The 22,947-nt window shown below is 74.4% G+C and carries 23 protein-coding genes; 13 read left to right on the forward strand and 10 right to left on the reverse strand.

Annotation, left to right across the window (positions count from 1 at the left end; translation table 11 throughout):
- Nucleotides 1-41: 41 nt before the first annotated feature.
- Nucleotides 42-317: a ribosomal protein L7/L12 gene (locus tag MTR79_RS00335; protein ID WP_086705456.1), complete on the forward strand. Its 276-nt coding sequence runs from the start codon at nucleotides 42-44 to the stop codon at nucleotides 315-317.
- A gap of 328 nt (nucleotides 318-645) precedes the next feature.
- Here MTR79_RS00335 and MTR79_RS00340 read toward each other — a convergent pair whose 3' ends face one another.
- Nucleotides 646-1,464, reverse strand: coding sequence for a hypothetical protein (locus MTR79_RS00340; protein WP_244788661.1), 819 nt, complete (start codon nucleotides 1,462-1,464; stop codon nucleotides 646-648).
- A 333-nt stretch (nucleotides 1,465-1,797) separates the two neighbouring features.
- On the opposite strand from MTR79_RS00340, the gene thrS reads away from it, so the two are divergent.
- The 4 genes from thrS to MTR79_RS00360 all read left to right on the forward strand — a co-directional run bounded on the left by thrS (nucleotide 1,798) and on the right by MTR79_RS00360 (nucleotide 6,947).
- Complete coding sequence (gene thrS, locus MTR79_RS00345) at nucleotides 1,798-3,024, forward strand: threonine--tRNA ligase (RefSeq protein ID WP_122214376.1); 1,227 nt, start codon at nucleotides 1,798-1,800, stop codon at nucleotides 3,022-3,024.
- A 38-nt stretch (nucleotides 3,025-3,062) separates the two neighbouring features.
- Nucleotides 3,063-4,049: a nucleoside hydrolase gene (locus MTR79_RS00350; RefSeq protein WP_244788663.1), complete on the forward strand. Its 987-nt coding sequence runs from the start codon at nucleotides 3,063-3,065 to the stop codon at nucleotides 4,047-4,049.
- A gap of 146 nt (nucleotides 4,050-4,195) precedes the next feature.
- The gene (locus MTR79_RS00355; RefSeq protein ID WP_189363798.1) at nucleotides 4,196-5,899 is read left to right on the forward strand and encodes a glycoside hydrolase family 13 protein; all 1,704 of its coding nucleotides are present in this window, start codon (nucleotides 4,196-4,198) and stop codon (nucleotides 5,897-5,899) included.
- A 262-nt stretch (nucleotides 5,900-6,161) separates the two neighbouring features.
- Nucleotides 6,162-6,947 (forward strand): carboxypeptidase regulatory-like domain-containing protein, encoded by a 786-nt coding sequence (locus MTR79_RS00360; protein WP_189363799.1) that lies wholly within the window; start codon nucleotides 6,162-6,164, stop codon nucleotides 6,945-6,947.
- A 99-nt stretch (nucleotides 6,948-7,046) separates the two neighbouring features.
- On the opposite strand, the gene MTR79_RS00365 is transcribed toward MTR79_RS00360, so the two are convergent.
- From MTR79_RS00365 to MTR79_RS00385, 5 genes are all read right to left on the reverse strand, one after another.
- Nucleotides 7,047-7,418, reverse strand: coding sequence for a DUF6479 family protein (locus MTR79_RS00365; RefSeq protein WP_048457115.1), 372 nt, complete (start codon nucleotides 7,416-7,418; stop codon nucleotides 7,047-7,049).
- A gap of 200 nt (nucleotides 7,419-7,618) precedes the next feature.
- On the reverse strand, nucleotides 7,619-9,742 hold the full coding sequence (locus tag MTR79_RS00370; RefSeq protein ID WP_244788665.1) for an MMPL family transporter: 2,124 nt from the start codon (nucleotides 9,740-9,742) through the stop codon (nucleotides 7,619-7,621).
- Between the two features lie 197 nt (nucleotides 9,743-9,939).
- Nucleotides 9,940-10,254: a hypothetical protein gene (locus MTR79_RS00375; RefSeq protein WP_048457113.1), complete on the reverse strand. Its 315-nt coding sequence runs from the start codon at nucleotides 10,252-10,254 to the stop codon at nucleotides 9,940-9,942.
- The gene (locus MTR79_RS00380; RefSeq protein WP_086703845.1) at nucleotides 10,251-10,637 is read right to left on the reverse strand and encodes a winged helix-turn-helix domain-containing protein; all 387 of its coding nucleotides are present in this window, start codon (nucleotides 10,635-10,637) and stop codon (nucleotides 10,251-10,253) included. The genes MTR79_RS00375 and MTR79_RS00380 overlap by 4 nt, the downstream gene beginning before the upstream one ends.
- Before the next feature lie 136 nt (nucleotides 10,638-10,773).
- Entirely contained in the window at nucleotides 10,774-11,949 is a 1,176-nt protein-coding gene (locus MTR79_RS00385; RefSeq protein ID WP_244788667.1) for a cytochrome P450, read from the reverse strand.
- Between the two features lie 111 nt (nucleotides 11,950-12,060).
- Here MTR79_RS00385 and MTR79_RS00390 point away from each other — a divergent pair, with 111 nt between their 5' ends.
- The 3 genes from MTR79_RS00390 to MTR79_RS00400 all read left to right on the forward strand — a co-directional run bounded on the left by MTR79_RS00390 (nucleotide 12,061) and on the right by MTR79_RS00400 (nucleotide 13,725).
- Nucleotides 12,061-12,789: a TetR/AcrR family transcriptional regulator gene (locus MTR79_RS00390; RefSeq protein ID WP_244788669.1), complete on the forward strand. Its 729-nt coding sequence runs from the start codon at nucleotides 12,061-12,063 to the stop codon at nucleotides 12,787-12,789.
- Nucleotides 12,790-12,903: 114 nt separating this feature from the next.
- Complete coding sequence (locus MTR79_RS00395; protein WP_086703844.1) at nucleotides 12,904-13,284, forward strand: MerR family transcriptional regulator; 381 nt, start codon at nucleotides 12,904-12,906, stop codon at nucleotides 13,282-13,284.
- Between the two features lie 237 nt (nucleotides 13,285-13,521).
- On the forward strand, nucleotides 13,522-13,725 hold the full coding sequence (locus MTR79_RS00400) for a cold-shock protein (RefSeq protein WP_006134583.1): 204 nt from the start codon (nucleotides 13,522-13,524) through the stop codon (nucleotides 13,723-13,725).
- Between the two features lie 121 nt (nucleotides 13,726-13,846).
- On the opposite strand, the gene MTR79_RS00405 is transcribed toward MTR79_RS00400, so the two are convergent.
- Both MTR79_RS00405 and MTR79_RS00410 read right to left on the reverse strand, forming a co-directional pair.
- Nucleotides 13,847-14,737: a serine hydrolase gene (locus MTR79_RS00405; RefSeq protein WP_086703843.1), complete on the reverse strand. Its 891-nt coding sequence runs from the start codon at nucleotides 14,735-14,737 to the stop codon at nucleotides 13,847-13,849.
- Nucleotides 14,734-15,702, reverse strand: a complete 969-nt coding sequence (locus MTR79_RS00410; protein WP_086703842.1) for a LysR substrate-binding domain-containing protein — start codon at nucleotides 15,700-15,702, stop codon at nucleotides 14,734-14,736. Before MTR79_RS00410 ends, MTR79_RS00405 begins: the two co-directional genes overlap by 4 nt.
- Nucleotides 15,703-15,787: 85 nt before the next feature.
- Here MTR79_RS00410 and MTR79_RS00415 point away from each other — a divergent pair, with 85 nt between their 5' ends.
- Nucleotides 15,788-17,416, forward strand: a complete 1,629-nt coding sequence (locus MTR79_RS00415) for a penicillin-binding transpeptidase domain-containing protein (RefSeq protein WP_086703841.1) — start codon at nucleotides 15,788-15,790, stop codon at nucleotides 17,414-17,416.
- A gap of 32 nt (nucleotides 17,417-17,448) precedes the next feature.
- Nucleotides 17,449-18,369, forward strand: a complete 921-nt coding sequence (bla, locus tag MTR79_RS00420) for a class A beta-lactamase (protein ID WP_086703839.1) — start codon at nucleotides 17,449-17,451, stop codon at nucleotides 18,367-18,369.
- A 10-nt stretch (nucleotides 18,370-18,379) separates the two neighbouring features.
- Here bla and MTR79_RS00425 read toward each other — a convergent pair whose 3' ends face one another.
- A complete protein-coding gene (locus MTR79_RS00425; protein WP_048457106.1) occupies nucleotides 18,380-18,700 on the reverse strand; it encodes an antibiotic biosynthesis monooxygenase in 321 nt (106 codons plus the stop codon).
- Nucleotides 18,701-18,751: 51 nt separating this feature from the next.
- Nucleotides 18,752-20,032, reverse strand: a complete 1,281-nt coding sequence (locus tag MTR79_RS00430) for a hypothetical protein (protein WP_244788671.1) — start codon at nucleotides 20,030-20,032, stop codon at nucleotides 18,752-18,754.
- 247 nt (nucleotides 20,033-20,279) lie between these two features.
- On the opposite strand from MTR79_RS00430, the gene MTR79_RS00435 reads away from it, so the two are divergent.
- From MTR79_RS00435 to MTR79_RS00445, 3 genes are all read left to right on the forward strand, one after another.
- Entirely contained in the window at nucleotides 20,280-21,413 is a 1,134-nt protein-coding gene (locus MTR79_RS00435) for a substrate-binding domain-containing protein (RefSeq protein ID WP_086705265.1), read from the forward strand.
- A 97-nt stretch (nucleotides 21,414-21,510) separates the two neighbouring features.
- Nucleotides 21,511-21,717, forward strand: a complete 207-nt coding sequence (locus tag MTR79_RS00440; RefSeq protein WP_086705264.1) for a DUF4287 domain-containing protein — start codon at nucleotides 21,511-21,513, stop codon at nucleotides 21,715-21,717.
- Nucleotides 21,718-21,969: 252 nt separating this feature from the next.
- Complete coding sequence (locus MTR79_RS00445; protein ID WP_244788673.1) at nucleotides 21,970-22,917, forward strand: RNA polymerase sigma-70 factor; 948 nt, start codon at nucleotides 21,970-21,972, stop codon at nucleotides 22,915-22,917.
- The last annotated feature ends 30 nt before the right edge of the window (nucleotides 22,918-22,947 follow it).

The following is a 22,947-nucleotide window of genomic DNA, read 5'->3' on the forward strand; positions in this document are numbered from 1 at the left end:
CCCGGTGATCAAGTGCCGTGGGCGGCCTAGGCTTTGGGGCCATGGACATAGCCATCCTCTTCTGCACGTGTGTCGTGGTCCTCGGTGTCGCCTCGATCCAGACCCAGCTGACCCGCTCCGACCGCCGCGTCGCCCGGGTGGAGCGCAAACTCGACGCGGTCATGCGGCACCTGGGCCTGGAGGAGGAGGTGCCGAGGAAGGACGAGATCCTCACCCTGGTGCGGGACGGCAAGCAGGTGCAGGCGATCAAGCTGTACCGCGAGGCCACCGGCGCGGGCCTGGTGGAGGCCAAGCAGGCCGTCGACGCGATGAGCTGAGCGCGGCGGGTCCGGCGGCGCCGGGACCATCTGCCGCCGCGTTCGCCGTGCCGTAGGCCGGGCGGAGGGCGCGTGCTGCGGGTGGTGGGGGCGGGTGCACGGGTTGCACGGGCCCGTCCCATGGCCCCCGGCGGTGGCGGACGGCGGTCGTCGTTGCCTTCGCCGTGCCGTAGGCCGGGCGGAGGGCGCGTGCCGGGGCGGAGGGGGACGGCCCCACGGGCCCACCCCACGGCCGGCACGCGTGCCGCGCGTGAGTCGGGGTGGCTGGGGCGACGTCCCCGGCCATGGCGGCACCGTCGGCCCGACGGTGCCGCCCCCGCACCGGCGCTCAGACCCGCAGCCGCCCCTGTCGCGCGACCTCCGCGAGCCGGTCCGCGCCGAGCTGGGCCATCGCCTGGGTGACCTCCGCCCGCACCTCGCCGAACCCGCCGTTGGTGAGGACGATCGCGTCCTCGCCGACACGGATCGCCGCGAGGTCCACGGTGAGCCGGGCCGGTGCGCCGTCCGGCCCGCCGCCGGTCAGTGTCACCCGCAGCGCGGCGCGGGCGTCGCCGGCGGTGTCCGGCAGCGGCAGCTCCGTCACCTCGACGTCCTGCGCGCCGGAGCGGGCCGTCTTCGCCCGGAACCGCTCGCACCTCTCGGGCAGCGTGCGCAGCCACTCCAGCGCGCGCTCCACGTCCTCCGGCCCGTGCGCGCCGATCTGCTCGCGCAGCTGGGTGCCCTCGGCGGTGTCGTCGAGGGTGACCGAGGCACGCGGCCCGGCCGGCACGCCGAACGGCTCCTCCGTGTAGAGGACCTCCAGCAGCCGCCGGCAGTCACCGTCGTCCGCGGTCGCCTTCAGCGTGCCGTCCCGCCACAGCGCGGGCCCCTGGGCGGCGGCCCACGGCGGGCCCAGGTCCGCCTCGGTGATCAGCGCCGCTTCCAGCTGTTCGTCGTTCAGCACGGGCGTGGACCGCCCGGTCACCGCGGAGGGCGACGCCGTGGCCGACGGGGAGGGTGTCGTCGCGGCGGGCGGTTCGGACACCCCCTGGGGCAGAGCCCGCGGCACCTCCCGCTCGTAGGCCACGCAGGCTGCCGTGATCAGCAGGACGGTGACCGACAGGGCGGAGGCGACGAAGGTGCGGGCGCGGGCCGGGGCACGGGTCATCGGGATGCCTCCTGGGGGCCGGCCGTCCACGGGCGGATGTGGCGGTCGTGGTGGACGTGCTCCTACGGCACCACCGGCAGGGGCCTCCCACCAGCGCGGCGAGCCGTCCGGGTGAGCGGTCCGCACGCCTGTCGCCGCCGCCGCGAAAACCGCGTGCGCCCGCCCGTCGCCCGTTGCTACCCTCCGCGTCATGCAGCGCGCCCATGTGTCCCGCACGACGACGCCGGAGACCGTCCCGGCGCGCTGACAGCTGACCACTGGCGAAGCCCCGGGGCGAGTGCCCCGGGGCTTCGCCGCGCGTGGTGCTCGCCTCCCGATCCCGAGGAGGACGCCGTGCGCGACCTCGACCACCGACGCCTCGGCCGTGAACTCGGCCTGTTCGACACCGACCCGCTGATGGGCGCGGGCCTTCCCTACTGGCTCCCCGACGGCGCCGTCGTACGGCACACCCTGGAGGAGTACGTCCGTGAGGCGGAACGAGCTGCCGGCTACCGGCACGTGTACTCGCCCGTGCTCGGCAAACGCGAGCTGTACGAGCTCTCCGGGCACTGGGACCACTACCGCGACGACATGTACCCGCCGATGGACGTGGGCGGGGAGCAGATGCTGCTGCGTCCCAGCCTGTGCCCGCACCACGCCCTGATCTTCCGCTCCCGCACCCGCAGCCACCGCGACCTGCCGTACCGGATGGCCGAGCTGGGCGGCATGTACCGCTCGGAGCGGTCGGGCGTGCTCGGCGGTCTGACCCGGGTGCGGGCCATCCAGCTGAACGACGCGCACATCTTCTGCACCCCGGACCAGGCCGTCGAGGAGGCCGCCGGGGCGCTCGCTCTCATCTCCCGTGCCTACGCCGACCTGGGCATCCGCGCCTCACGGCACCGGCTGTCGCTGCCGGGCGGCGGCGGGAAGTACGTCGCCGACCCGGCCCTGTGGCGGCGGGCCACCGCGCTGCTGCGTGAGGTGCTGGACGCGTCCGGTGCGGCGTACGAGGCCGTCGAGGGCGAGGCCGCCTTCTACGGACCGAAGATCGACGTGCAGATCACCGACCCGGCGGGCCGTGAGTCCACCCTGTCCACCGTGCAGATCGACTTCCACCAGCCGGAGCGCTTCGGCCTGCGCTACATCGGCCCGGACGGCGCCCGGCACCGGCCGGTCATGGTGCACCGCAGTGTCATCGGCAGCGTGGAGCGGGCCGTCGCGCATCTGCTGGAGGAGCACGGCGGCGCCTTCCCGCCGTGGCTCGCCCCGCTGCAGTTGGTGGTGCTGCCGGTGGGCGAGGAGCAGGAGGAACACGCTCACGCCGTCGTGCGGGAGGCGGCCGCGCTCGGGCTGCGGGCCGAGGTGAGCGGCCTGGCCGAGGGCAGTCTCGGCGCCCGGATCCGCCGGGCGCGGCTGGTGCCGTACCAGGCGGTGCTGGGCGCGCGGGAGGCCGCGGACGGCCTGCTCGCCGTGCGGCTGCGGGACGGACGGCGGCCCGGCGTGCTGCCGGTGGCGGAATTCCTGCGACGCGTGGAGGGGCGGGTGCGCGCTCGCGGGACCGCGCTCTGGGAGCCCGCGTAAGGTCGACGGGCAGACCTCGCCCGAAGAAGGAGTCCGTCGTGCCCAACGGCCGGCAGCAGGTCCCGGTGATCATCGACTGCGACACCGGCGTGGACGACGCCCTGGCCCTGCTGTTCGCCGTACGGCACCCCGGGATCGACCTGCGGGCCGTCACCTGCGTCGCCGGGAACACGGACGTGGACGGCGTCGTACGCAACACGCTGACCGTGCTGGAGCGGGCGGGCGCGGCGGACGTGCCGGTGGCGCGGGGCGCCGAGCGTCCGCTGATCGAGGCGCCGCGCTCCGCCCGTCATGTCCACGGCCACGACGGCATGGGCGACCTGGCGCTGCCCGCCCCGCGCCGCACCCCGGTGGACGCGGACGCGGTGACGCTGCTGCGCCGCGAGATCCTCGCCTCGCCCCGCCCGGTCACCCTCGTGCCGACCGCGCCGCTCACCAACATCGCCCTGCTGCTGCGGACCCACCCCGAGGTGACCCGCAACATCGAGCGGATCGTGTTCATGGGCGGCGCGGCGGGCGCCGGGAACGCCACGCCGGTGGCCGAGTTCAACGTGTGGCACGACCCGGAGGCCGCCGCGATCACGCTCACCGCGGGTGTGCCGATCACCATGTACGGGCTGGACGTGTTCACCCGGGTCGTCGTCCCCGGCGACGACGTGCGGCGGCTGCGCGCGAGCGACGAACCGGGCGCCCGGCTGGCCGGCGACCTGCTCGCCCACCGCCCGGCCCACCCGGACAGCCGTCCCGACGACCCCGGCGAGGACTCCGGCGGCCTCGGTGACGCGGGCGCGCTGTGCGCGGTCGCCGACCCGGAGGGGCTGACCACGCACCGCCTCCCGGTCGAGGTGTCCCTGGCGCCCGGCCCGGCGCGCGGCCAGACGATCGTCGACCGCCGCCCCCGTGCCGGGGAGTCGGAGCTGCACGAGGGCACCCGCGAGCAGACCCTGGTCGACGTCGGCCTGGACGTGGACGTGCAGCGCTACGTGAAGCTCTACCTGACGACGGTCGAACACCTCACTCCCTAGTTGCACGTCAGTTCGATCCGAGCGGGCCCGGCGGGCGTGCGGTCCGCCACACCGGGGGGAATGGCACCCGGTTACCGGTGCGTTCGCTTTTACGGTGTTCTGGTCAGTTTCTCCGCCGGTACCCGCACACCCAGAGGAGACCCCGCGTGACCGACCGCCCCACCTCGCCAGACCCCCGGCCGCCGCACCCCGCCCCCGACGCCACGCCCGACCTCTCCTCCCGCGACCCCGACTGGTGGCGGCAGGCCGTCGTCTACCAGATCTACCCCCGCAGCTTCGCCGACGCCGACGGCGACGGCCTGGGCGACCTGCGCGGCATCACGCGACGCCTCACGCATCTGTCCGCGCTGGGCGTCGACGCCCTGTGGCTCAGCCCGTTCTACCCGTCCGAGCTGGCCGACGGCGGCTACGACGTCGCCGATCCGCGCGGCGTCGACCCGCGCCTGGGCACCCTCGACGACTTCGACGCGCTGGTCCGCGAGGCGCACCGGCTCGGTCTGAAGGTGATCGTCGACATCGTCCCCAACCACACCTCCCACCAGCACGTCTGGTTCCAGGAGGCGCTGCGCGCCGGGCCCGGCTCCCCGGCCCGCGACCGCTACGTCTTCCGCGACGGCCGCGGCGGGAGCGGCGAGCTGCCGCCCACCGACTGGCAGTCCGTGTTCGGCGGCAGCGCGTGGCAGCGGGTGCCGGACGGGCAGTGGTACCTGCATCTGTTCGCCGCCGAACAGCCCGACCTGAACTGGGACCACCCGGACGTCCGCGAGGACTTCCGCACCACCCTGCGCTTCTGGTCCGACCGGGGTGTGGACGGCTTCCGCGTCGACGTGGCCCACGCCCTCACCAAGGACCTCGAGGAGCCGCTGCGCGACCTCGGCGACCACGCGGCGGGCGGCGAGGCGGCCCTCGTCGACTTCGCACCCGGCACGCACCCGTTCTACGACCGCGACGAGGTGCACGAGATCTACCGCGACTGGCGGAAGATCTTCGACACGTACACCCCGCCGCGTACGGCCGTGGCGGAGGCGTGGGTGCCCGGCGCGCGGCGCGCCCTGTACGCCCGCCCGGACGAGCTGGGCCAGGCCTTCAACTTCGAGTACCTCGAAGCCGCGTGGGACGCGGACGAACTGCGCCAGGTCATCACCGACTCGCTGGCGACCGCGCAGGCGGCCGGCGCCTCCGCGACCTGGGTGCTGTCCAACCACGACGTGGTCCGGCACGCCTCCCGGCTGATGCTGCCGCCGGGCACGGACACCAACGCCTGGCTGCTGTCCGGCGGCAACGCCCCCGCCGTCGACCCGGAGGCCGGACTGCGGCGGGCCCGCGCCGCCACCCTGCTGATGCTGGCGCTGCCCGGCTCGGCGTACGTCTACCAGGGCGAGGAGCTGGGCCTTCCCGAGGTCGCCGATCTGCCCGCGGAGGTCCTCCAGGACCCCATCTGGGAGCAGACCGGCCACGTCCGCAAGGGCCGTGACGGCTGCCGCGTCCCGCTGCCGTGGACCACGACCGGCCCGTCGTACGGCTTCGGCGCGAACGGCGCGTGGCTGCCGCAGCCGCCGTCCTTCGCCGCGTACGCCGTGGAGGCGCAGGACGGGGTGGAGGGCTCCACCCTGGAGCTGTACCGCACGGCCCTGCGTCTGCGTCGCAAGCTGATCGACGGCGAGACGCTGGGCTGGGTGGAGGGGACGCCGGAGGGTGTCCTCCTGTTCGACCGCGGGGACGGCTGGCGCTGCGTGACGAACCTGTCCACCGAGCCGGTCCCCCTCCCGGCGGGCGAGGTCGCCCTCACCAGCGCCCCGCTCTCCGGCGGCCACCTCCCCCCGGACACGACGGCTTGGCTGACGCGCTGAGGCGACGGCGCCGGCGGTGCCGGTGCGTCTCCGGCGCGGTGACGGATGGCGGCCCCTTTGCCGGTGCCGCCACCCTCTCGGGTCTCACGTCCGGTGGCGGTCGGACGACTCGTGCGCCGGGGACCGTGGCCCCGAGGACTCGCCGTCGTGGCGGGGGCGGTCGCCACCCGGACGGGGGTCGTGGGCGGGCGGGCGGTGAGGGGGGCCGCCACAGTCGGTCGCAGGTGTGTCCGACGTCCGGCGTACAGGGAGCCCGTCCACGATGAACAGGTCCAGCAAGGCAGCGGCCGCCGCGTTGACGGCGGCCGGGATTCTCGCGGGCGGGTGGGCGGCGGCCGGGCCCGCGTCCGCAGTCGACGGGGCCGCCCCGCCGCCGCGCGAGCGGGTGCTCTGGGGTTCCGTGACGATTCCGCCCGGACGGGACGGCATCGTCGAGGCGTCGGGGCTGTCCGGGCCCGCCCTCGGATTCGGCTCCAGCCTGACGCTGACCGCCCCGAGCGGGGCCAAGGCCACCGGCGTCCCGCTCGCCGCCGCCGGCTACCGGGGTGAGGTGGCCGCCGACGGCCGTACCGCCGCGTACACGGCCACGTCGGTGGAGAGCCCGTGGCAGACCGGGACCTTCCCCTTCGTGCTGGCGGTGCCCGCCGACGCCGTGCCGGGGGCCCGGCTCGACGGATGCGTGCTGCGGCTCGCGGACGCGGAGGGCGTCGAGCGGGCGAGCGGCGGGTGCCAGGTGACCGTGGGGCTGCCGTCGCCGGTGCTGTCCCGGCCCGAGTCGGGGGTGCCGTTGGGGTACCGCCCGACGACGTCGGGCACGGCGTACCCGGGGGCGCAGGTGACGGTGTCCGACCAGGACGGGAACGAGGTGTGCGTGGACACGGCGGGGGCCGACGGGGCGTGGAGCTGCGCTCCCGGCCGCGATCTGCCCGCCGGGGCCAACCGGCTCCAGGCCACGGCGACGATGAACGGCGTGTCCGCGTCGAGTGAGCAGATCCAGATCAGCGTCGGGCCGTCTTCCGCGGAGGCGTCTCCGGTCCCGGCCCGCTGACAGCGTGCCGCGTCCGACTCTCATGTCGCGCAGTTCCCCGCGCCCCTTCCGGAGGCGCCTTGGGGAACCGCCGTTGATCCCACCCGCCCGACCGGGAGGTCAGACGTGCCCGGGCCCACCACTGCCGAACGCCCCGCTGGACCCCGGCAGCCACCGCTTCCTCTGCTGGTCCTTCCCCGTCCTGGTACTGGCATGGTGCAGCTCGTACGGCATGAGCCGGGAGCCGGTGCGGGGCGTGAGGGGTATCTCGTCGGGCTCACGCATCTCCCGCATCTCGCGCACCGCGCCGCCGTCCGGCAGCCTCGGCTGTTCGTCGGGCTGGGGACGCGGTGACTCCTGGTCCATGTACCGCATTCCCGCGCGGACGGCCCAGACCAGGGCACCTGCCACGAAGATGCCGCCGATGAAGGCCGCTGCCACGGCCCACTGGTGGTCGCTGGCGGCCAGCTGTACAAGCGTTGCCGTGTTCATGTTTCCGAGTATGGACCAGGAAATGTGATAAAGCGCCCTAGATGTCTGAATTGGGGTGCAGCCCCCATTCGGCTCTGCCGGAAGGCGGCGCCCCGCACCGGGTGGCAGGCTGCGGCCAGAGGGAAGGCCGGGACGGGCCGTCGCGTCCCCACGTGTGCAGCTCGGGGCCCGGCCCCGGCCTTCCCGTCTCCGTCTCGCCGCTACACCGACGTCCTCCCGGCGACCTGCTCCCGCGCCTCCGCCGCCCGGCCGGAACCGGCGTCACCGTCAAGCCGCGGCGCGTCCCGGAACAGCCTCCCCGGCCACCAGAACCGCCGGCCGAGGTCCAGCGCCAGCGCCGGCACCATGACCGTGCGCACGAGGAACGTGTCCAGCAGGACGCCGATCCCCACCAGCACCCCCATCTGCGCCATCGTCACCAGCGGCAGCCCGGCGAACACCGCGAAGGTGGCCGCCAGCACCACACCGGCCGAGGTGATCACCCCTCCCGTGCTGGTCAGGCCCTCCAGGACACCGCGGACGACGCCGAGCCGCGCGGTCTCCTCCCGCACCCGGTGCATGAGGAAAATGTTGTAGTCGATGCCCAGGGCCACCAGGAACACGAAGCCCATCAGCGGGATCGACCAGTCCACGCCCGCGTGGCCGAGGACGTGCTCGAAGAGCAGGTTGGACGCGCCGAGCGCCGCCAGGTACGACACCACCACGGTGGCCAGCAGCAGCACCGGAGCGACCAGCGCCCGCAGCAGTCCGATCAGCACGGCGAGGACGACCAGCAGCACCACGGGCACCACGGTGGTCAGGTCCCGGTCCGCGGCGCGCGCGGTGTCCAGGCTCTCCGCGGTGGTCCCGCCGACCAGGGCGTCCGCGCCGGCCACCGCGTGCACGGCGGTGCGCAGCGCGTCGACGGTGTCCTTGGCGGCGTCGCTGTCCGGGGCGTCCTCCAGCACCACCGACAGCAGGGTGAGGGAGCCGTCGGGCGTGCGGTCGCCGCCCGGCTCGACCCGGGCCACCCCGTCGACGCCGTCCGCGGCGGTCCGCACCTCGCCCGCGTCGGCGGTGCGGGTGACGATCTGCGCGGGGTCGGAGGCACCGGAGGGGAAGTGCTCCGACAGCCGCTCCTGCGCGACGACGGACTCGGGCTTGTCCTGGAACATCTCCGACTGGGTGAGTCCCAGGGAGATCCCGGCCGCGGACAGCGCGAGCGCCCCGGTGACCGCCACCGACATCAGCCACGACCAGCGCGGACGCCGCGCCACCAGGGCGCCGATCCGGGACCACACCGTGTGCTCCTTGCGCGCGGGCGTGCCGAAGCGGGGGACGAACGGCCAGAACACCCAGCGCCCGGCGAGCACCAGCAGCGCGGGCAGCACCGTGACCATGGCGAGGAACGCGCAGACCACGCCGACCGCGCCGACCAGGCCCAGCGAACGCGAGGAGCTGATGTCGGCCAGCGCGAGGCAGGCGAGGCCCACGGCGATGGTTCCGGCCGAGGCGAGCACGGCCGGTCCTGAGCGGGTGAGGGCGATACGCATCGCCCGGTGCCGGTCCTCGTGCCGGTGCAGCTCCTCGCGGTAGCGGGCGATGAGCAGCAGCGCGTAGTCGGTGCCGACGCCGAAGACCAGCACCATCAGCACACCCGCGCTCTGCGGGTCCACGGGCAGCGAGGCGTGCCTGGCGAGCAGATAGGTGGACGCCTGGGTGAGCAGGGCGGCGAAGCCGACCGACAGCAGCGGGAACAGCCACAGCACCGGGCTGCGGTACGTGATCAGCAGCAGGGCGGTCACGACGAGTCCGGTGGCGATCATCAGGGTCGCGTCGAGGCTGTCGAACACCGCGACGCTGTCGGTGAGGGAGGCGGCGGGGCCGCCGACCTCGACGTCCGTGCCGGGCGGGGCGTCGGCCCCCGCGATGTCGCGCAGGGCGTCGACGGTGTCGGTGACCTCCTCCTCCGCGTCCAGCGGGACCACGGTCATCAGCGCCTCGCCGTCGTCCGACGGCGCCGGGCCGGTGATCCGCTGCCCCTCGGCGGTGAACCGGTCGAGGGCGGAGCGGTCGGCGTCCGCCGCCTCCCGGGCGCCCGCGCCGGTGTACACCACGACCACGGGCATGACCGTGTCCGTACGGAACTTCTCCAGTTCCGTGTTGACGCGGGCGGACTCGGCGCCGTGCGGAAGAAAGGCGTTGGGGCTGGTGTCCTCCACGTCGCCGAGCTTCCCGGCCAGCGGGCCGAGGGCGACGGCGACGATCAGCCAGGCCGCGAGCACGGCCCACTTCCCGCGGCGCCCGCCGGGCGCACGCGCGATGCGCTGCAACAGGGCGCGCATGAGTACTCTCCTAGGGGTGAGGCGCACCGCCGGCCGGTGACGGCCGGCGCGGGGCGCACGGATCCCGCACCACGGCGCTCAGGGTGTGACGACCTGCCGTGGTGCTCGGGTCGGGGTGTGTCCGGGGCGTGTGCTTCCTCCGTACGGCCGGGAGTTGCCGCTCCCGGCCGTACACCTGCGCGCACCCGCGGACCGGGTCATTCGATCTCGCGCATCATCTTCTCCATCGACCCGACGGCGAGCCGGGTCTGTGCCAGGTCCTCCAGCAGCCGGCGCTGGTCCTCGGCGGTGCGGTGCTGCAACTCCACGGTGTCCTCGAGGAGTTGCGCGTACCGCGTGGCGAGTTCCTTGTACTGCTCCTCGCGCGCGGCCAGCATGCGGGCGCGCCAGGTGGCCGCCACCTGCCAGACGATCACGATCATCAGGCTGAAGAACCCGGCCGCGCCGACGGCCCCGACCAGCACGCCGAGCTCCTCGGCGCCGGCGGCCTGCGTCACCAGTTCGTCGTTCACTTCGCTTCCTCTTTCGCGCCTCGGTCCGAGCGGCCCGCGCCGCGGTCGGCGGTGCCCGCGCCGTCGTCGGTGAGCGTCGCGGCCGCGCGGGCGACGGTGTGCGGGGTGAGTTCACAGACGAACGGCGTGACGTCGTAGTACTTCACCGTCTTGCCGTCGTCCGCGGCTTCGAGCGTGCCGGTGACGAGGCCCGCGGCCTCCAGCCGCTGCAGGTGCATGTGCAGCAGCGGCCGGCTGATGCCGATCTCGCGCGCCAGCGCGCTGACGTACGTGCGGTTCTCCACGAGCGCCGCCACGATCCGCATCCGGTGCGGGTTGCCGAGCGCGGTCAGGATCTTCAGCAGTGCGTCACCTGTGGGCGCCGGCGGCGGGACCTCGGGCATCAGGCCCCCTTTCCCTCGTACCTGTCAGAAAAGGCTGACAGGGGCCGGAGACACCTGTCAAAGATTTCTGACACATCTCAGGGTCGGATGGGGGATCCCTCAGGGTCGGCTCCGGGAGGCCCCGAAGGGCACCGGGTCAGCCGAGGCGCACCGGGAGTTCGGTGAGCCCGCGCAGCAGCGTGCCGGCGCGCCAGGTGAGAGCCTCGGGGGCGGCGTCGAGGGCGAGAGCGGGGTGCCGTTCAAGCAAGAGGCGCAAGGCGACGGTGGCCTCCGCACGGGCGAGCGGGGCGCCGAGGCAGTGGTGGACGCCGTGTCCGAAACCCAGGTGTCCCCGGGGGCGCCGGGTGACGTCGAAGCGGTCCGGGTCGGGGAAGGCGAGCGGGTCACGGGAGGCCGCGGCCAGGGAGACCAGCACGGCGTCCCCGGCGGCCACGCGGGTGCCGGCCAGCTCCAGCGGCTCCGCCGCGAACCGGAACGCGCCCGCGTGCACCGGCGAGTCGAGCCGCAGCGACTCCTCGACCGCCGCGCCGGCCAGCTCCGGGCGGGCGCGCAGCAGGGCGAGCTGGTCCGGGTGGGTGAGCAGGCTGAGGACGGTCGCGGAGATCAGGTTGACGGTCGTCTCGTGCCCGGCGACCAGCAGCAGGAACGCCATGCCGAGCAGCTCCTCGGGCGAGAGTCCGCCGGACGCGTCCGCGGCGGCCAGGTCGGCGAGCAGGGTGCCGTCGGGGGTGCGGGCCTTCCGGGCGATCAGGTCGGTCAGGTAGCCGGTGAGCGCGGCGGCCGAGGAGGCGGCGGCCTCCGCTCCGGTGGGCACGACCAGTTCGTTCGACCAGGTGTGGAAGTCCTCGCGGTCGTCCGCGGGCACGCCGAGCAGGTCGCAGATCACGGTGACCGGCAGCGGCAGCGCGTACCCGCCCACCAGATCGGCGCGGCCCGCCTCCGGCATCCGGTCCAGCAGGTCGCGGGCCACGGCCTCGACATGTGGGCGCAGCGCTGCCACCCGGCCCGGGGCGAAGTGGCCCGCGACCAGCCGTCGCAGCCGGGCGTGGTTCGGCGGGTCGCTCTGCAGCATGTTGCGGCCCACCGCGTGCCCGCCGTCGGTCTCCCAGCCGGCCGAGTGCCGGATGTCGTTGCGCAGCCGGGGGTCGGCGAGCGCGGCGCGCACGGCGTCCCGGGTCACCACCAGCCAGGCGTCCCCGCTGCCGGGGACGCGCACCCGGTGCACCGGGCCCTCGGCGCGCAGGGCCGCGAGCCGGTCGAAGGGGAAGGGCGTCGGCGCCCACTCCAGGGGCGCGGGTCCTTCGGCGCACACGGTGTGTCCTCTCGGTGAGCGGCGAGGCCTTAAGCGGGGAGTGCTCCCCGTTTTCATTCGGGACGATAGCATCCGCCCGGGGAGCGCTCCCCGGTTCGTACGGAGGGACCCATGACCGTCGGTGAAGGACCCGAGATGCCCGCACCGCCCCGGCTGCGGCGGGACGCGCGGCGGAATCGGGAGCGGCTGGTGGAGGCGGCGCACGCCGTGTTCGCCGAGCAAGGGCTCGAGGCGCCGCTGGACGTGATCGCGCGGCGCGCCGGGGTGGGCAACGCGACGCTCTACCGCCATTTCCCCACCCGGGCCACGCTCGTGGACGCCGTGTTCCGCGACCAGCTCACGGGGACCATGGAGGCCGGTGAGCGCGCGCGCCGCGCGCCCGACGCGTGGGCCGGTCTTGCGGGTTATCTCGACGCCGTGTTCGCCACCCTTGCGGCCGATCGCGGCACCAACGACCTGATGACCACCCGTCTGCCGGACGTCGAGACGCTCGGCGCGGTGCACGCGCACCACCGCGAGACCGTCGACGTGCTGCTGGAGCGCGCCCGCGCGCAGGGCAGCGTGCGCGCCGACGTCACCACCGAGGACCTTCTCTTCACCCTGGCGGCACTGGGCCGCGCCGTGCCGCCGCTGGCCGTCGCCGCCGGCCCCGACGCCTGGCGACGCCCCCTCGCCCTGTTCCTCGAAGGACTGCGCGGCCCCGCGCATGAGCCCCGCCCGCTGCCCGGGCGGCCGCTCGACGAGGAGGAACTGGGTCAGGTGCTCGGGGAGATGGGACCCCACCGGGCCGGACCCACGGACGGGTCAACCGGCGGGGCCGTGGCGGACGGCGAGACGTAGCCGAGGACATCTGTACGCGCCACGACAGATTCTCCGCCGAGGCGACTAGAGTTTGTCGGTGGGGAACCTGTCCCCGTGGCGGACCGTGACGCTGTGGTCCGCGGAAAGGTGCGTATGCCCTCGGAAAGTCAGCCGTACGCCGACGGCCGGCAGCCGGACCAGGACCGGCCGCCCGTCGCCGACCGGCTCGACGACGACCACTTCCCGGCCTACACCATGGGCAGGGCCGCCGAACTGGTCGGAGCCACACCCGCGTTCCTCCGCGCCCTCGGTGAGGCGCGGCTGGTCACCCCGACCCGCTCGGACGGCGGCCACCGCCGCTACTCCCGCCACCAGCTGCGCCTCGCCGCCCGCGCGCGGGAGCTGGTCGACCAGGGCACCCCGGTCGACGCCGCGTGCCGCATCGTGAGCCTGGAGGATCAGCTCGAGCGGGCCGAACGGACGAACGAGGAGCTCCGTCGGCAGGGTGCCGACTCGGTTCAGGGACACCGGTGAAAACCTGTCCCGGCCGGCGCAGGATTTCCGCCCCGACCGCGAGAAATTCCTTTCGCTAAACCTGCCGTCCGGGTTTATTCCAGTGATTTTCCTTGCTTGCCGAAAGGCTTCTCCGTGCTAGGCTGACGTCAGTTGCAGTTGTGGTTGCCAGTTTGAACCGGTTCTCCGGGCAGGTGATCATCGCGACGATGTAGGGATTCGTAAAGTGCGATTCCCGCACTGTCTCAGGAGAAAATTATGGCCACCGGTACGGTCAAGTGGTTCAACTCGGAAAAGGGCTTCGGCTTCATCGAGCAGGACGGCGGCGGCGCTGACGTGTTCGCCCACTACTCGAACATCGCCACCTCGGGCTACCGCGAGCTCCAGGAAGGCCAGAAGGTGACCTTCGACGTCACCCAGGGCCAGAAGGGCCCGCAGGCGGAGAACATCGTTCCCGCCTGACCTTCCTGACCTGCACGCAGGTTTGGATGAGCGGGTGCTCGCACGTTATGTGCGGGCACCCGCTTCTCGTTTGTTCACGGACATTTCTCCGGTACGTTCTCCGCTGTTCCCGGCGTGACGGTCAGCGCGACGAGCGGAACGCCCTCGCGCGCAGCGCGTCCACCGCGATCCGCGCCGCCGTGCCGATCACCGCGTCGGCCGCCGGCAGCGTGGCCGCCGTGTGCGCCGTACGGGTGAAGACGGCGACCGCGTAACGGCCACCGTCCGGATACTCGACCACGCCCACCTCGTTGCGCAGGGTCGGCAGGCTGCCGGTCTTTCCGGCGACATGGACGTCGTCGAAGGGAAAACCCGAGGCCAGGCGGTGCGGCCACACCTGAAGTCCCATGATCCGTCGCATGGCGGCGCCGTGCTCCGGGGTGCACGCCTCGTCCCGCCACACCGCACCCAGCAGCCGGGTCATGTCCCGTGGGGTGCTGCGGTTGGTGCGCGCCGGGTCCAGCGCCCGCAGCCGGCTCACCACCCGCGGATCGGCCAGCGCCCGCGCCCCCTCCGGCCCGGCGTCCTCCTTGACGGTGGCCAGCATCTCGCCGAAGGAGTGCACGGCCCGCGTCCGGGTGAGGCCCAGCCGGTCCGTCGTCGCGTTCACGGCGTCCAGACCCACCCGGCGCAGCAGCAGGTCGGCGGCCGCGTTGTCGCTGACCGCCATCATCAGATAGGCGAGGTCGCGCAGGGACATCCGGGCGGTGTCCAGCATCGCCGCCACCCCCGTCGGCCCCGCCGTCCGCCCCTCCGGCACGCTCTCCACCTGCTCGGCCAGGTCCAGCGCGCCCCGCGCGGCCTGCTCGTGCAGCGCGACCAGCAGGCACAGCTTGTGGACGCTCGCCGTGCACACCGGCTGGTCGGCCCCGGCGTCGAGCTGCTCACCGGAGTCGATGTCCAGGGCGTGCAGCCAGCCGGTGACCCCGGCGTCGGTGAGGGCCGCGCGGATGCGGGCGACGGCGTCCGTCACAGCCAGTACTCCGATGCCGGTCGCAGATGCAGGGGACGGGCCGGCCCGTCGGGGACCGCGCCGGCGGCGGTGCGCAGGGCGTGCGTGGCCGCCTCCGCGAACGCCTGCACGGCGGCGTCGCCGCGCCCCTTCGGCCAGGCCGCGGAGTGCCGCAGCGCGGGCGCCCCGCCGGTCAGCGGTCGCCACACGACGTCCGCCTCCCCGTCCCCCTGCCCCGACGGGGCCGCGTCACGCGGGCACAGCGCCACCGCCCCCGAGGACAGCACGAGGCCCTTGACGAAGCTGGTGCCCTGGCCGTGGCGTACGGCGGCGGGGGTGAAGCCGCCGCGGGCACAGGTGGTCAGCAGCTCGTCGTAGAGGGCAGGGGCCGCCGTACGGGGGAAGAGGATCAGGTCGCGGCCGGACAGCGCGGGCAGCGGGACCTCGTCGAGGGCGGCCGCCGCGGCGCCGGCGGACAACAGCACGCCCATCTCCCTGCGCAGCACCGGGCCCAGCTCCAGACCCGTCACGTCGCACGGGTGGTGGACGACGCCCACGTCCAGGTCGTGCACGGCGAGCCGGTCGAGCTGCTGCGCAGTGGACAGCTCGTGCAGCTCCAGTTCCAGTCCGGCGTGCCGTTCCCCGAAGTCGGCGAGCAGGGCGGCCACGGTCTCGCCGGAGAGGTCCGGGGGCAGCGCGGCGCGCAGCAGCCCCGTCTCGCCGTCGCGCACCCGGCGGGCGGCGGCGAGGAACGACTCCGTGCGGGACAGAACCTCCCGCGCCTCGGCCAGCAGCAGCCTCCCGGCCTCCGTGATCCGCACCTGACGGCTGGTGCGCTCGAACAGCCGCACCCCCAGCTCTCGTTCGAGCCGCTGGACGCGCTGCGAGAGAGGAGGCTGGGCCATGCCGAGACGGGCGGCGGCACGGCCGAAGTGTGACTCTTCTGCAACAGCCACGAAGCACTCCAGGTGCCGCACCAGGTCCACGACCAGTAATCATATCGAGTGTTAATCGGTCCATGATTGATAGCGGACTTGGACGGACGGCCCTCGACGCTGCTGTGGTCGGGGCATGCACACGTTTCCCGACCTTCCCCGTACCGGCCCCCGCCGCCGTCCCCGCACGGCGGTCAAGGCGCTCGTCGCCGTCACGACGGTCGCCGCGGTCGCCGTCGGCGGCGCCTGGGGCGCCGGGCTCGGCCCCTTCGCGGGCGAGTCCGGACCCGACCCGGAGGCGGTGGCCGAGGCGCGCGCGTTCCTCGCCGACTGGGCCGCCGGACGCCTTCCGGACGCCGCCGCCCGCACCACCGGACCCGACCGCGCCCAGGAGGTGCTGAGCAGCTTCACCGCCGGGCTCGACATCGAGAAGCCGGTGCTCACCGCGGGGAAGCCCGTGGAGGACGAGGAGTCCGACGGACGCGCCGTCACCGTGCCGTACACCGCGCGGATGCCCGTCACCGGCCTCGGCACGTGGACGTACACCGCCGAACTGCCGCTGCGGAAGCGGGGTGGCGAGTGGAAGGTGGACTGGCGGCTGTCGCTGGTGCATCCGCGGCTCAGCGGCACGGAGAAGTTCCGCCTGGAGCGGGAGGAGGCCGAGCCGGTCCGCGCGAACGACCGTGACGGCCGCACCCTGTCGGCCGCCGCCCACCCCTCCCTGGGCCCGGTCCTCGCCCAGCTCGACCGCTCCACGGACGGCGGCGGGCCGCGCGGGGCGGTGCTGCTCGTCGACCGCGTCACCGGGGAGGTCCGCCGCACCGAGGCGTCCTTCGGCTCCCGGATGCCCGAGGACGAGGGACCCGTGCGCACGACCCTCGACGCACGCTGGCAGTCGGCCGCCGAGCAGGCGCTGAAGAAGGCCGGCGGGAAGAACGCCGCGCTGGTCGCCCTGCGCGTGGACGACGGACAGATCCTCGCCGTGGCGAACTCCCCGGCCGACGGCTTCAACCGCGCCGTCTCCGGCACCTACGCCCCCGGCTCCACCTGGAAGATCGTCACCAGCGGCGCCCTGCTGCTGAAGGACGCGGTCGCCCCGGACGACGTCGTGGACTGCCCCCGCTACCTCACCGTCGGCAAGCGGTTCCAGAACGTCGAGACCTCCGCCCACCCGGGCGCCACCTTCCGCAAGGCGTTCACCGAGTCCTGCAACACCGCCTTCATCGGCCTGCGCGGCCGGCTCGGCGACGGCGAGCTCGGGGACGTGGCGCGCACGTACTTCGGGGTCGGCCAGACCTGGCACGTGGGCATCCCCTCGTACGACGGGTCCGTGCCGGAGCCGCGGGACGCGACGGAGAAGGCCGCGTCGATGATCGGCCAGGGCAGGGTGCAGGCCAACCCGCTGATCATGGCGTCGGTCACCGCGACGGCCGTCACCGGCCGCTTCCACCAGCCCGCGCTCGTCGAGGGCACCGAGGACACCACTGACACCGAGCCGCTGCCGCCCCGCGTCGTCACCCAGCTCCGCACACTGCTGCGGGCCACGGTCACCGAGGGCACCGCGCGCGCCCTGGCCCCGCTGGCCGGGGAGGTCGGCGGGAAGACCGGCACCGCCGAGGTCTCCGACGAGCAGGAGAACAACGGCTGGATGGTGGCCCACCGCGACGGAGTCGCCGTTGCCTGCGTCGTCGAGGAGGGCGTCACCGGCGGCGGCTCGGCCGGACCCGTGCTGCACGCCCTGCTGTCCGCCGCCCCCAGCTCCTGAGCCATGCTCCCACCGTCGAAGGACGTCCCGTCATGACCGCACGCCTCTCCCGCCGCTCGCTTCTGCTGACCGCCGCCCTCGTCCCCGTGGCGGGCTGCGCCACCGACGCCCCCGACCGCGCCCCGGCTTCCGGCTCCTCCGCGACCGCCGGCCGCGGCACACCGTCCCCGGTCAGCCCCCGGAACCTCGCCGCGCTGGAACGCGAGTACGGCGCCCGGCTCGGGGTGTTCGCCGTCGACACCGGCACCGGCGCCACCGTCGTCCACCGCGCCGACGAGCGCTTCGCGCTCTGCTCCACGTTCAAGACCCTCGCCGCCGCCGCGGTCCTGGACCGCCGCCCCGGCGCCCGCCTGGACGGACGGATCACCTACGGCACGGCCGACCTGGTGCCGTACTCGCCCGTCACCGAGAAGCACACCGGGGAGGGCATGACACTGCGGCAGCTGTGCGACGCGGCCGTCCGGTACAGCGACAACACGGCCGCCAATCTGCTGCTGCGGGACATCGGCGGCCCGCGCGGCGTCACCGCGTACGCGCGCCGGCTGGGCGACCGGGTGACACGGCTGGACCACACCGAACCCGAGCTGAACAGCAACCCGCCCGGCGACCCGCGCGACACCACCACGCCCCGCGCGATCGCCGCCGACTACCGGGCCTTGATCCTCGGCGACGCCCTGCCCGCTGCCGGGCGCGCCCTGCTCACCGACTGGCTGGTGCGCAACAAGACCGGCGACCGCCGCATCCGGGCGGGCGCGCCCCGCGGCTGGAAGGTGGGCGACAAGACCGGCAGCGGCGATTGGGGCCGGTGCAACGACGTGGCCGTGCTGTGGCCCGGCGGCGGACGTCCGCCGCTGATGCTGTCGGTGCTGACGGAACGCCCCGACCGCGCCGCGTCCCCCAGCGACGAGCTGGTGGCGGAGGCGGCGCGGCGGGTGCTGGACGTGCTGCGGTGACGTCCGCCGGTCAGCCCTGGCGGGGCGCCGCCTGCTGGACCACCTCGAAGGACCACAGGGTCGCGTCGGTGGCCGCCGGACGCGGCTTGTCGCCCTGCGGGCCGGCGTGGGCGGCCTGGCCGCGACCGTCCCTCCAGCGCTCGAAGTCCTCCTCGCTGCGCCAGCGGGTGTAGACGAGGTAGGTGTCGGTGCCCTCGACCGGGCGGAGCAGCTCGAACCACTCGAAGCCGTCCGAGCTCTCCACCGCCCCGGCCCGCGCGGCGAACCGCTTCTCCAGGGTCTCGCGCTGGTCCTCGGGAACCGTGAGTACGTTGATCTTGACGACGCTCATGTCGCGATTGTCCCGCAGTCCCCGCCCGGACCGCCGGTCGGGGCGGTGCGGTCAGCCGAGGCAGATCACCAGCAGGCAGAGACGGGGATCGCGCGGCTCGTCGGCGGGCGGCGGGGTGCCGGGCGCCGGCTGGGCGGCCGAACCGTCGCCCTGGCCCGAACCGCCGTCGCCGTCCGTGTCGCCGCTGCCGTCGTCGGCGGAGGGCGGGGGCGAGGAGGGGCGTGTGGGGGCCGTCGAGCCGCCGGAGCTCGGGGCCGTGCCGCCGGTGCCCTGGCTCGCCCCGGAGCGGTCACCGGAACGGGACACCGACTCGGACGCGTCCGAACGTCCCCCGGCGGGCACCTCGGTGGCGGCGGCGCCGTCGGTGCGGGTGCCGGACGGGGGTGTGGTGGTGGGCGCGGCCTCGGGGCGCGCGGTGCCGCGGCGGTCCTCGGTCCGCGGCGGGGCGGTCGTACGGTCCGGGGAGGCGGACGGGGCGTCGGCCGCCTCGTCCGTGGTGCCGCCGGTGCCGCCCATGCCGTGCAGGTCGGGCGCGGGGGCGGCCTGGGTACGGTCGCTGCCGCCCCGGTCCGTCGAGGCGAGGGTGATGCCGCCGCCGACGAGCGCCACGGCCGTGGTGACCAGGGCGCGTCGCTGCGTCTTCTTCCAGCGCGCCGACTGCCGCCGCCGCGCGGCACGTCCGGTGCCGGCGCCTGCCGGCAGGGCACGCGGGGTGTCGGCGGCGGGGCCGACGGTCTCCTCGTGCCGCGCGGTCTCGGCGGGCCGCGCCGGGGCGGCGAACACCGCGGCCTCGGCACGGCGGGCGGGGACGACGGAACGTATGCCTTCGGCGGGGGGCGCGGTCTCGGCGGACCGTGCGGCGCCGCTGGAGCGCGGGGACGTCCCACCCGCCCGGCCGGCGCCGACGGGGCGCGGGGCATCGCCCGCCCGTGCGCCGTCGAGGGGTCGCGTGGCGCCTGCGGACCCGACGGGTGGCGCGACCTCGTCGGGCCCCGTGGAGCCGGTGGGCCGTGCGGAACCGACGGGCCGCAGACCGTCGTGGGGCCACGGCGTCTCCGTGGACCGGGCGGGAGCGGTGAACCACCCGCCCTCCGCGGGTTCTTCGGCGGCGCGGTAGGCCGGCCCCGCCGTCGCCGCCCGTCCGGGGACGCGGTGGCCGCCCACCGTGTCGGGGGCGATGTCGGGGGCGTAGGCGCCACAACCCGGGCAGACCAGGGCGCCGTTCAGGTGCCGGCGACACGTGGAGCAGTAGTCCATCCGCTGTCTTCCTGAGGTGTCGTACCGGGCGTCCACGCAGGCGCGGCCGGCCGGGTCCGGGCAGGGAACAGCCACGCTAGCCAGGCCCACGGCCCGCTGTGTGCAGCCCGTGTGCCGCTCCTGCGCACATTCTCGGCGTGCCCGGGGTGAAGGTCGTGAGCACGCGTGCCGCACCACCGCACACCGGACACACTGCTGAGCAACGTTCTGGGCCCGGCCGGACGCCGGCCCCGACGCCGCACGGAGTACCGCGTCGGCCGTCCAGCCCCACCCCCATGCCGCACGCCCATGCCGCACGCCCCGCCCGGAAGGCACCCCCACCTTGAAGCCCCGTACCACCGCTGCCGCCGCACGCCGTTGTGCCCTGCTGCTGACCGCTTCCCTCACGGCCCTCTCCCTCACCGCCTGCGGTGCGCTCGGATCGGGTGACGCCGACGACAGCCCGGACGCGCGCGTCGACCACGACATCACCGTGGGCCTGCTCCTGCCCGACCGGGACACGGCGCGGTTCGAGCAGTTCGACTACCCGCTCATCAAGGAGCGCATCGCCTCGCAGACCAACCAGCAGGGCGAGGTCCTCTACGCCAACGCCGACGGCAGCAAGGAGAAGCAGAGCGAGCAGTTCCGGCAGATGATCGGCCGGAAGGTCGACGTCATCCTCGTGGACGCGGTGGACGCGTCCGCCGTCGCGCCCGACGTGCGCGTGGCCAAGCGGGCGGGCATACCCGTCATCGCCTACGACCGGCTCGCCGAGGGCCCGATCGACGCGTACGTCTCGCACGACAACGAACTCGTCGGCGAGGTGCAGGGCCGCGCCCTGGTCAACGCGCTCGGTGAGAAGGCCGAGAACAAGAAGGTCGTCATGATGAACGGCGAGCCCGCCGACCCGAACACCGCGCTGTTCAAGAGGGGCGCGCTGGGCGAGCTGGACGGCGCGGTGGACATCGCCGCGTCGTACGACACCGAGAAGTGGCTGCCGGAGGTCGCGGCGGAGAACATGCGCAAGGCGATCAAGAAGGTCGGCGCGGGGAACGTCGCCGCCGTCTACTCCGCGAACGACGGCATGGCCGGCGCCGTCATCGAGGAGCTCCAGCAGGCGGGGCTCAGCGAACTGCCGCCGGTGACCGGGCAGGACGCGGACCTGGAGGCGGTGCGGCGGGTCGTCTCCGGCACCCAGTACATGACGGTGTACAAGTCGTTCCTGCTGGAGGCGACCGGGGCCGCGGACATGGCGGTGGCGAAGGTGCAGGACCGGGCGATCCAGTTCGACGCGCTCGCCCAGGACGACGTCGACAGCCGGTCGCAGAAGGACATCCCGGCGATGCTGGTGCCGGTGGTCGCCCTCACCCGGGAGAACATCGAGGACACCGTGATCGCGGACGGCGTCTACACCGTCAAGGACATCTGCACCCCGGCGCACGCGGACGACTGCGCGGAGATCGGGCTCACCGGCTGAGAGTGACGCGGGTCACGTCCGCCCGCCGATCGGTTCAGGTCCTCCCTCCGGTCTTCATGGGCGTAGGTGTCCGCGAGCGGAGAGAGGACCGGTCGTCATGAGCGCACAGGTGAAGGGCCCCGCCGGCTATTTCCCGTCCATCGAGAAGAAGTACGGCCGTCCCGTGGCCGAGTGGAAGGAGCTCGTCCGCTCCTCGCCGCTGACCCGGCACATGGAGCTGGTCGCCTGGCTCAAGACCGAGCACGGCCTGGGCCACGGGCACGCCAACGCCCTGGTCGCCCACACCCTCGCGGAGAAGGGCTGACCGCGCGGCGCCGCGGCGGGAGCGGCCGTGGGCGCGGGCGCCGGGCGTGAGGGCGGGCGTGAAGGCGGGCCCGGCAACCGGACGTGAAGGTGGGCGCGGCGACCGGGCGTGAAGGTGGGCGCGGCGGCTGGGCGTGAGGGCGGGCGCGGCGGCCGGGTGCGGCCGTGGGCGCGGGCGCCGGATGTGAGGGCGGGCCCGGCGGCCGGGCGTGAGGGCGGGCGCGGGCGCCGGGGTCGTGCTTAGGATCACGGCATGTCTGCGCCCACGAGCGACGTGAACCGGTTCCTGGCCGCCAAGCCCCGTCTCGAGGCCATCGCCTACCGTCTCCTCGGCTCCGCGAGCGAGGCCGAGGACGCCGTGCAGGAGACGTATCTGCGCTGGCAGGGCGCGGACACCGGGCGGATCGAGGTGCCCGAGGCGTGGCTGACCAAGGTGCTCACCAACATCTGCCTCAACCAGCTCACCTCGGCGCGCGCCCGGCGCGAGACGTACGTGGGTCAGTGGCTGCCCGAGCCGCTGGTCGCCGGGGACCCCATGCTGGGGCCCGCCGACACCGCCGAGCAGCGGGAGTCGGTGTCGTACGCGATGCTCGTGCTGCTGGAGCGGCTGTCCCCGGACGAGCGCGCGGTGTACGTGCTCCGGGAGGCGTTCGGCTACGCACACAAGGAGATCGCCGGGATCCTCGACGTCAGCGAGGCCGCCAGTCAGCAGATCCTGCACCGGGCGAGGAAGCATGTGGCGCGGGGCAGGGCGCGCCGGGAGATCGACGAGGCCGAGGCGCGGCGGGTCGTCGAGGAGTTCCTCGCGGCCGCGACCAGCGGACGGACCGAGCCGCTGGTCGCGCTGCTCACGCGGGACGCCGTCGCGGTCGGCGACGGCGGCGGGAAGGTGCCGGCGCGCGCGAAGGCGTTCGAGGGAGTCAAGGCGGTGGCCACGTTCCTGCGGGGCCTGTTCACGCCGGGAGCCGGGAAGCGCGCCGTGGCGGGCGGGTCGCCCGAGCTGTACGCGGCGACCGCGAACGGCGATCCGGCCGTCGTGGCGGTCGTCGACGGCCGGGTGATCGGCGTGATGTGCCTGGAGGTCGCGGAGGACGGCATCGCGGCGGTCCGCAGCCAGGTCAACCCCGACAAGCTGGAGCGTGTGGCGGAGCGGTGGGCCGCCGCCGACCACGGAGAGCCGCTGGTGAGGGCCGTCTACTGACCCCAGCGTCATGTGACGTAGGTCACATAG

Origin of the sequence: Streptomyces sp. BJ20 (genome assembly GCF_022869105.1) — a bacterium.
GTDB classification, from domain to species: Bacteria; Actinomycetota; Actinomycetes; order Streptomycetales; family Streptomycetaceae; genus Streptomyces; species Streptomyces griseoincarnatus.

What these genes read in the sequence shown, in the direction of transcription:
- MTR79_RS00335 (WP_086705456.1), top strand. Translation starts at nt 42, where the DNA reads ATGGACATAGCCATCCTCTTCTGCACGTGTGTCGTGGTCCTCGGTGTC.
- MTR79_RS00340 (WP_244788661.1), bottom strand. Translation starts at nt 1,464, where the DNA reads ATGACCCGTGCCCCGGCCCGCGCCCGCACCTTCGTCGCCTCCGCCCTG.
- MTR79_RS00360 (WP_189363799.1), top strand. Translation starts at nt 6,162, where the DNA reads ATGAACAGGTCCAGCAAGGCAGCGGCCGCCGCGTTGACGGCGGCCGGG.
- MTR79_RS00365 (WP_048457115.1), bottom strand. Translation starts at nt 7,418, where the DNA reads ATGAACACGGCAACGCTTGTACAGCTGGCCGCCAGCGACCACCAGTGG.
- MTR79_RS00370 (WP_244788665.1), bottom strand. Translation starts at nt 9,742, where the DNA reads ATGCGCGCCCTGTTGCAGCGCATCGCGCGTGCGCCCGGCGGGCGCCGC.
- MTR79_RS00380 (WP_086703845.1), bottom strand. Translation starts at nt 10,637, where the DNA reads ATGCCCGAGGTCCCGCCGCCGGCGCCCACAGGTGACGCACTGCTGAAG.
- MTR79_RS00390 (WP_244788669.1), top strand. Translation starts at nt 12,061, where the DNA reads ATGACCGTCGGTGAAGGACCCGAGATGCCCGCACCGCCCCGGCTGCGG.
- MTR79_RS00395 (WP_086703844.1), top strand. Translation starts at nt 12,904, where the DNA reads ATGCCCTCGGAAAGTCAGCCGTACGCCGACGGCCGGCAGCCGGACCAG.
- MTR79_RS00400 (WP_006134583.1), top strand. Translation starts at nt 13,522, where the DNA reads ATGGCCACCGGTACGGTCAAGTGGTTCAACTCGGAAAAGGGCTTCGGC.
- MTR79_RS00415 (WP_086703841.1), top strand. Translation starts at nt 15,788, where the DNA reads ATGCACACGTTTCCCGACCTTCCCCGTACCGGCCCCCGCCGCCGTCCC.
- bla (WP_086703839.1), top strand. Translation starts at nt 17,449, where the DNA reads ATGACCGCACGCCTCTCCCGCCGCTCGCTTCTGCTGACCGCCGCCCTC.
- MTR79_RS00425 (WP_048457106.1), bottom strand. Translation starts at nt 18,700, where the DNA reads ATGAGCGTCGTCAAGATCAACGTACTCACGGTTCCCGAGGACCAGCGC.
- MTR79_RS00440 (WP_086705264.1), top strand. Translation starts at nt 21,511, where the DNA reads ATGAGCGCACAGGTGAAGGGCCCCGCCGGCTATTTCCCGTCCATCGAG.
- MTR79_RS00445 (WP_244788673.1), top strand. Translation starts at nt 21,970, where the DNA reads ATGTCTGCGCCCACGAGCGACGTGAACCGGTTCCTGGCCGCCAAGCCC.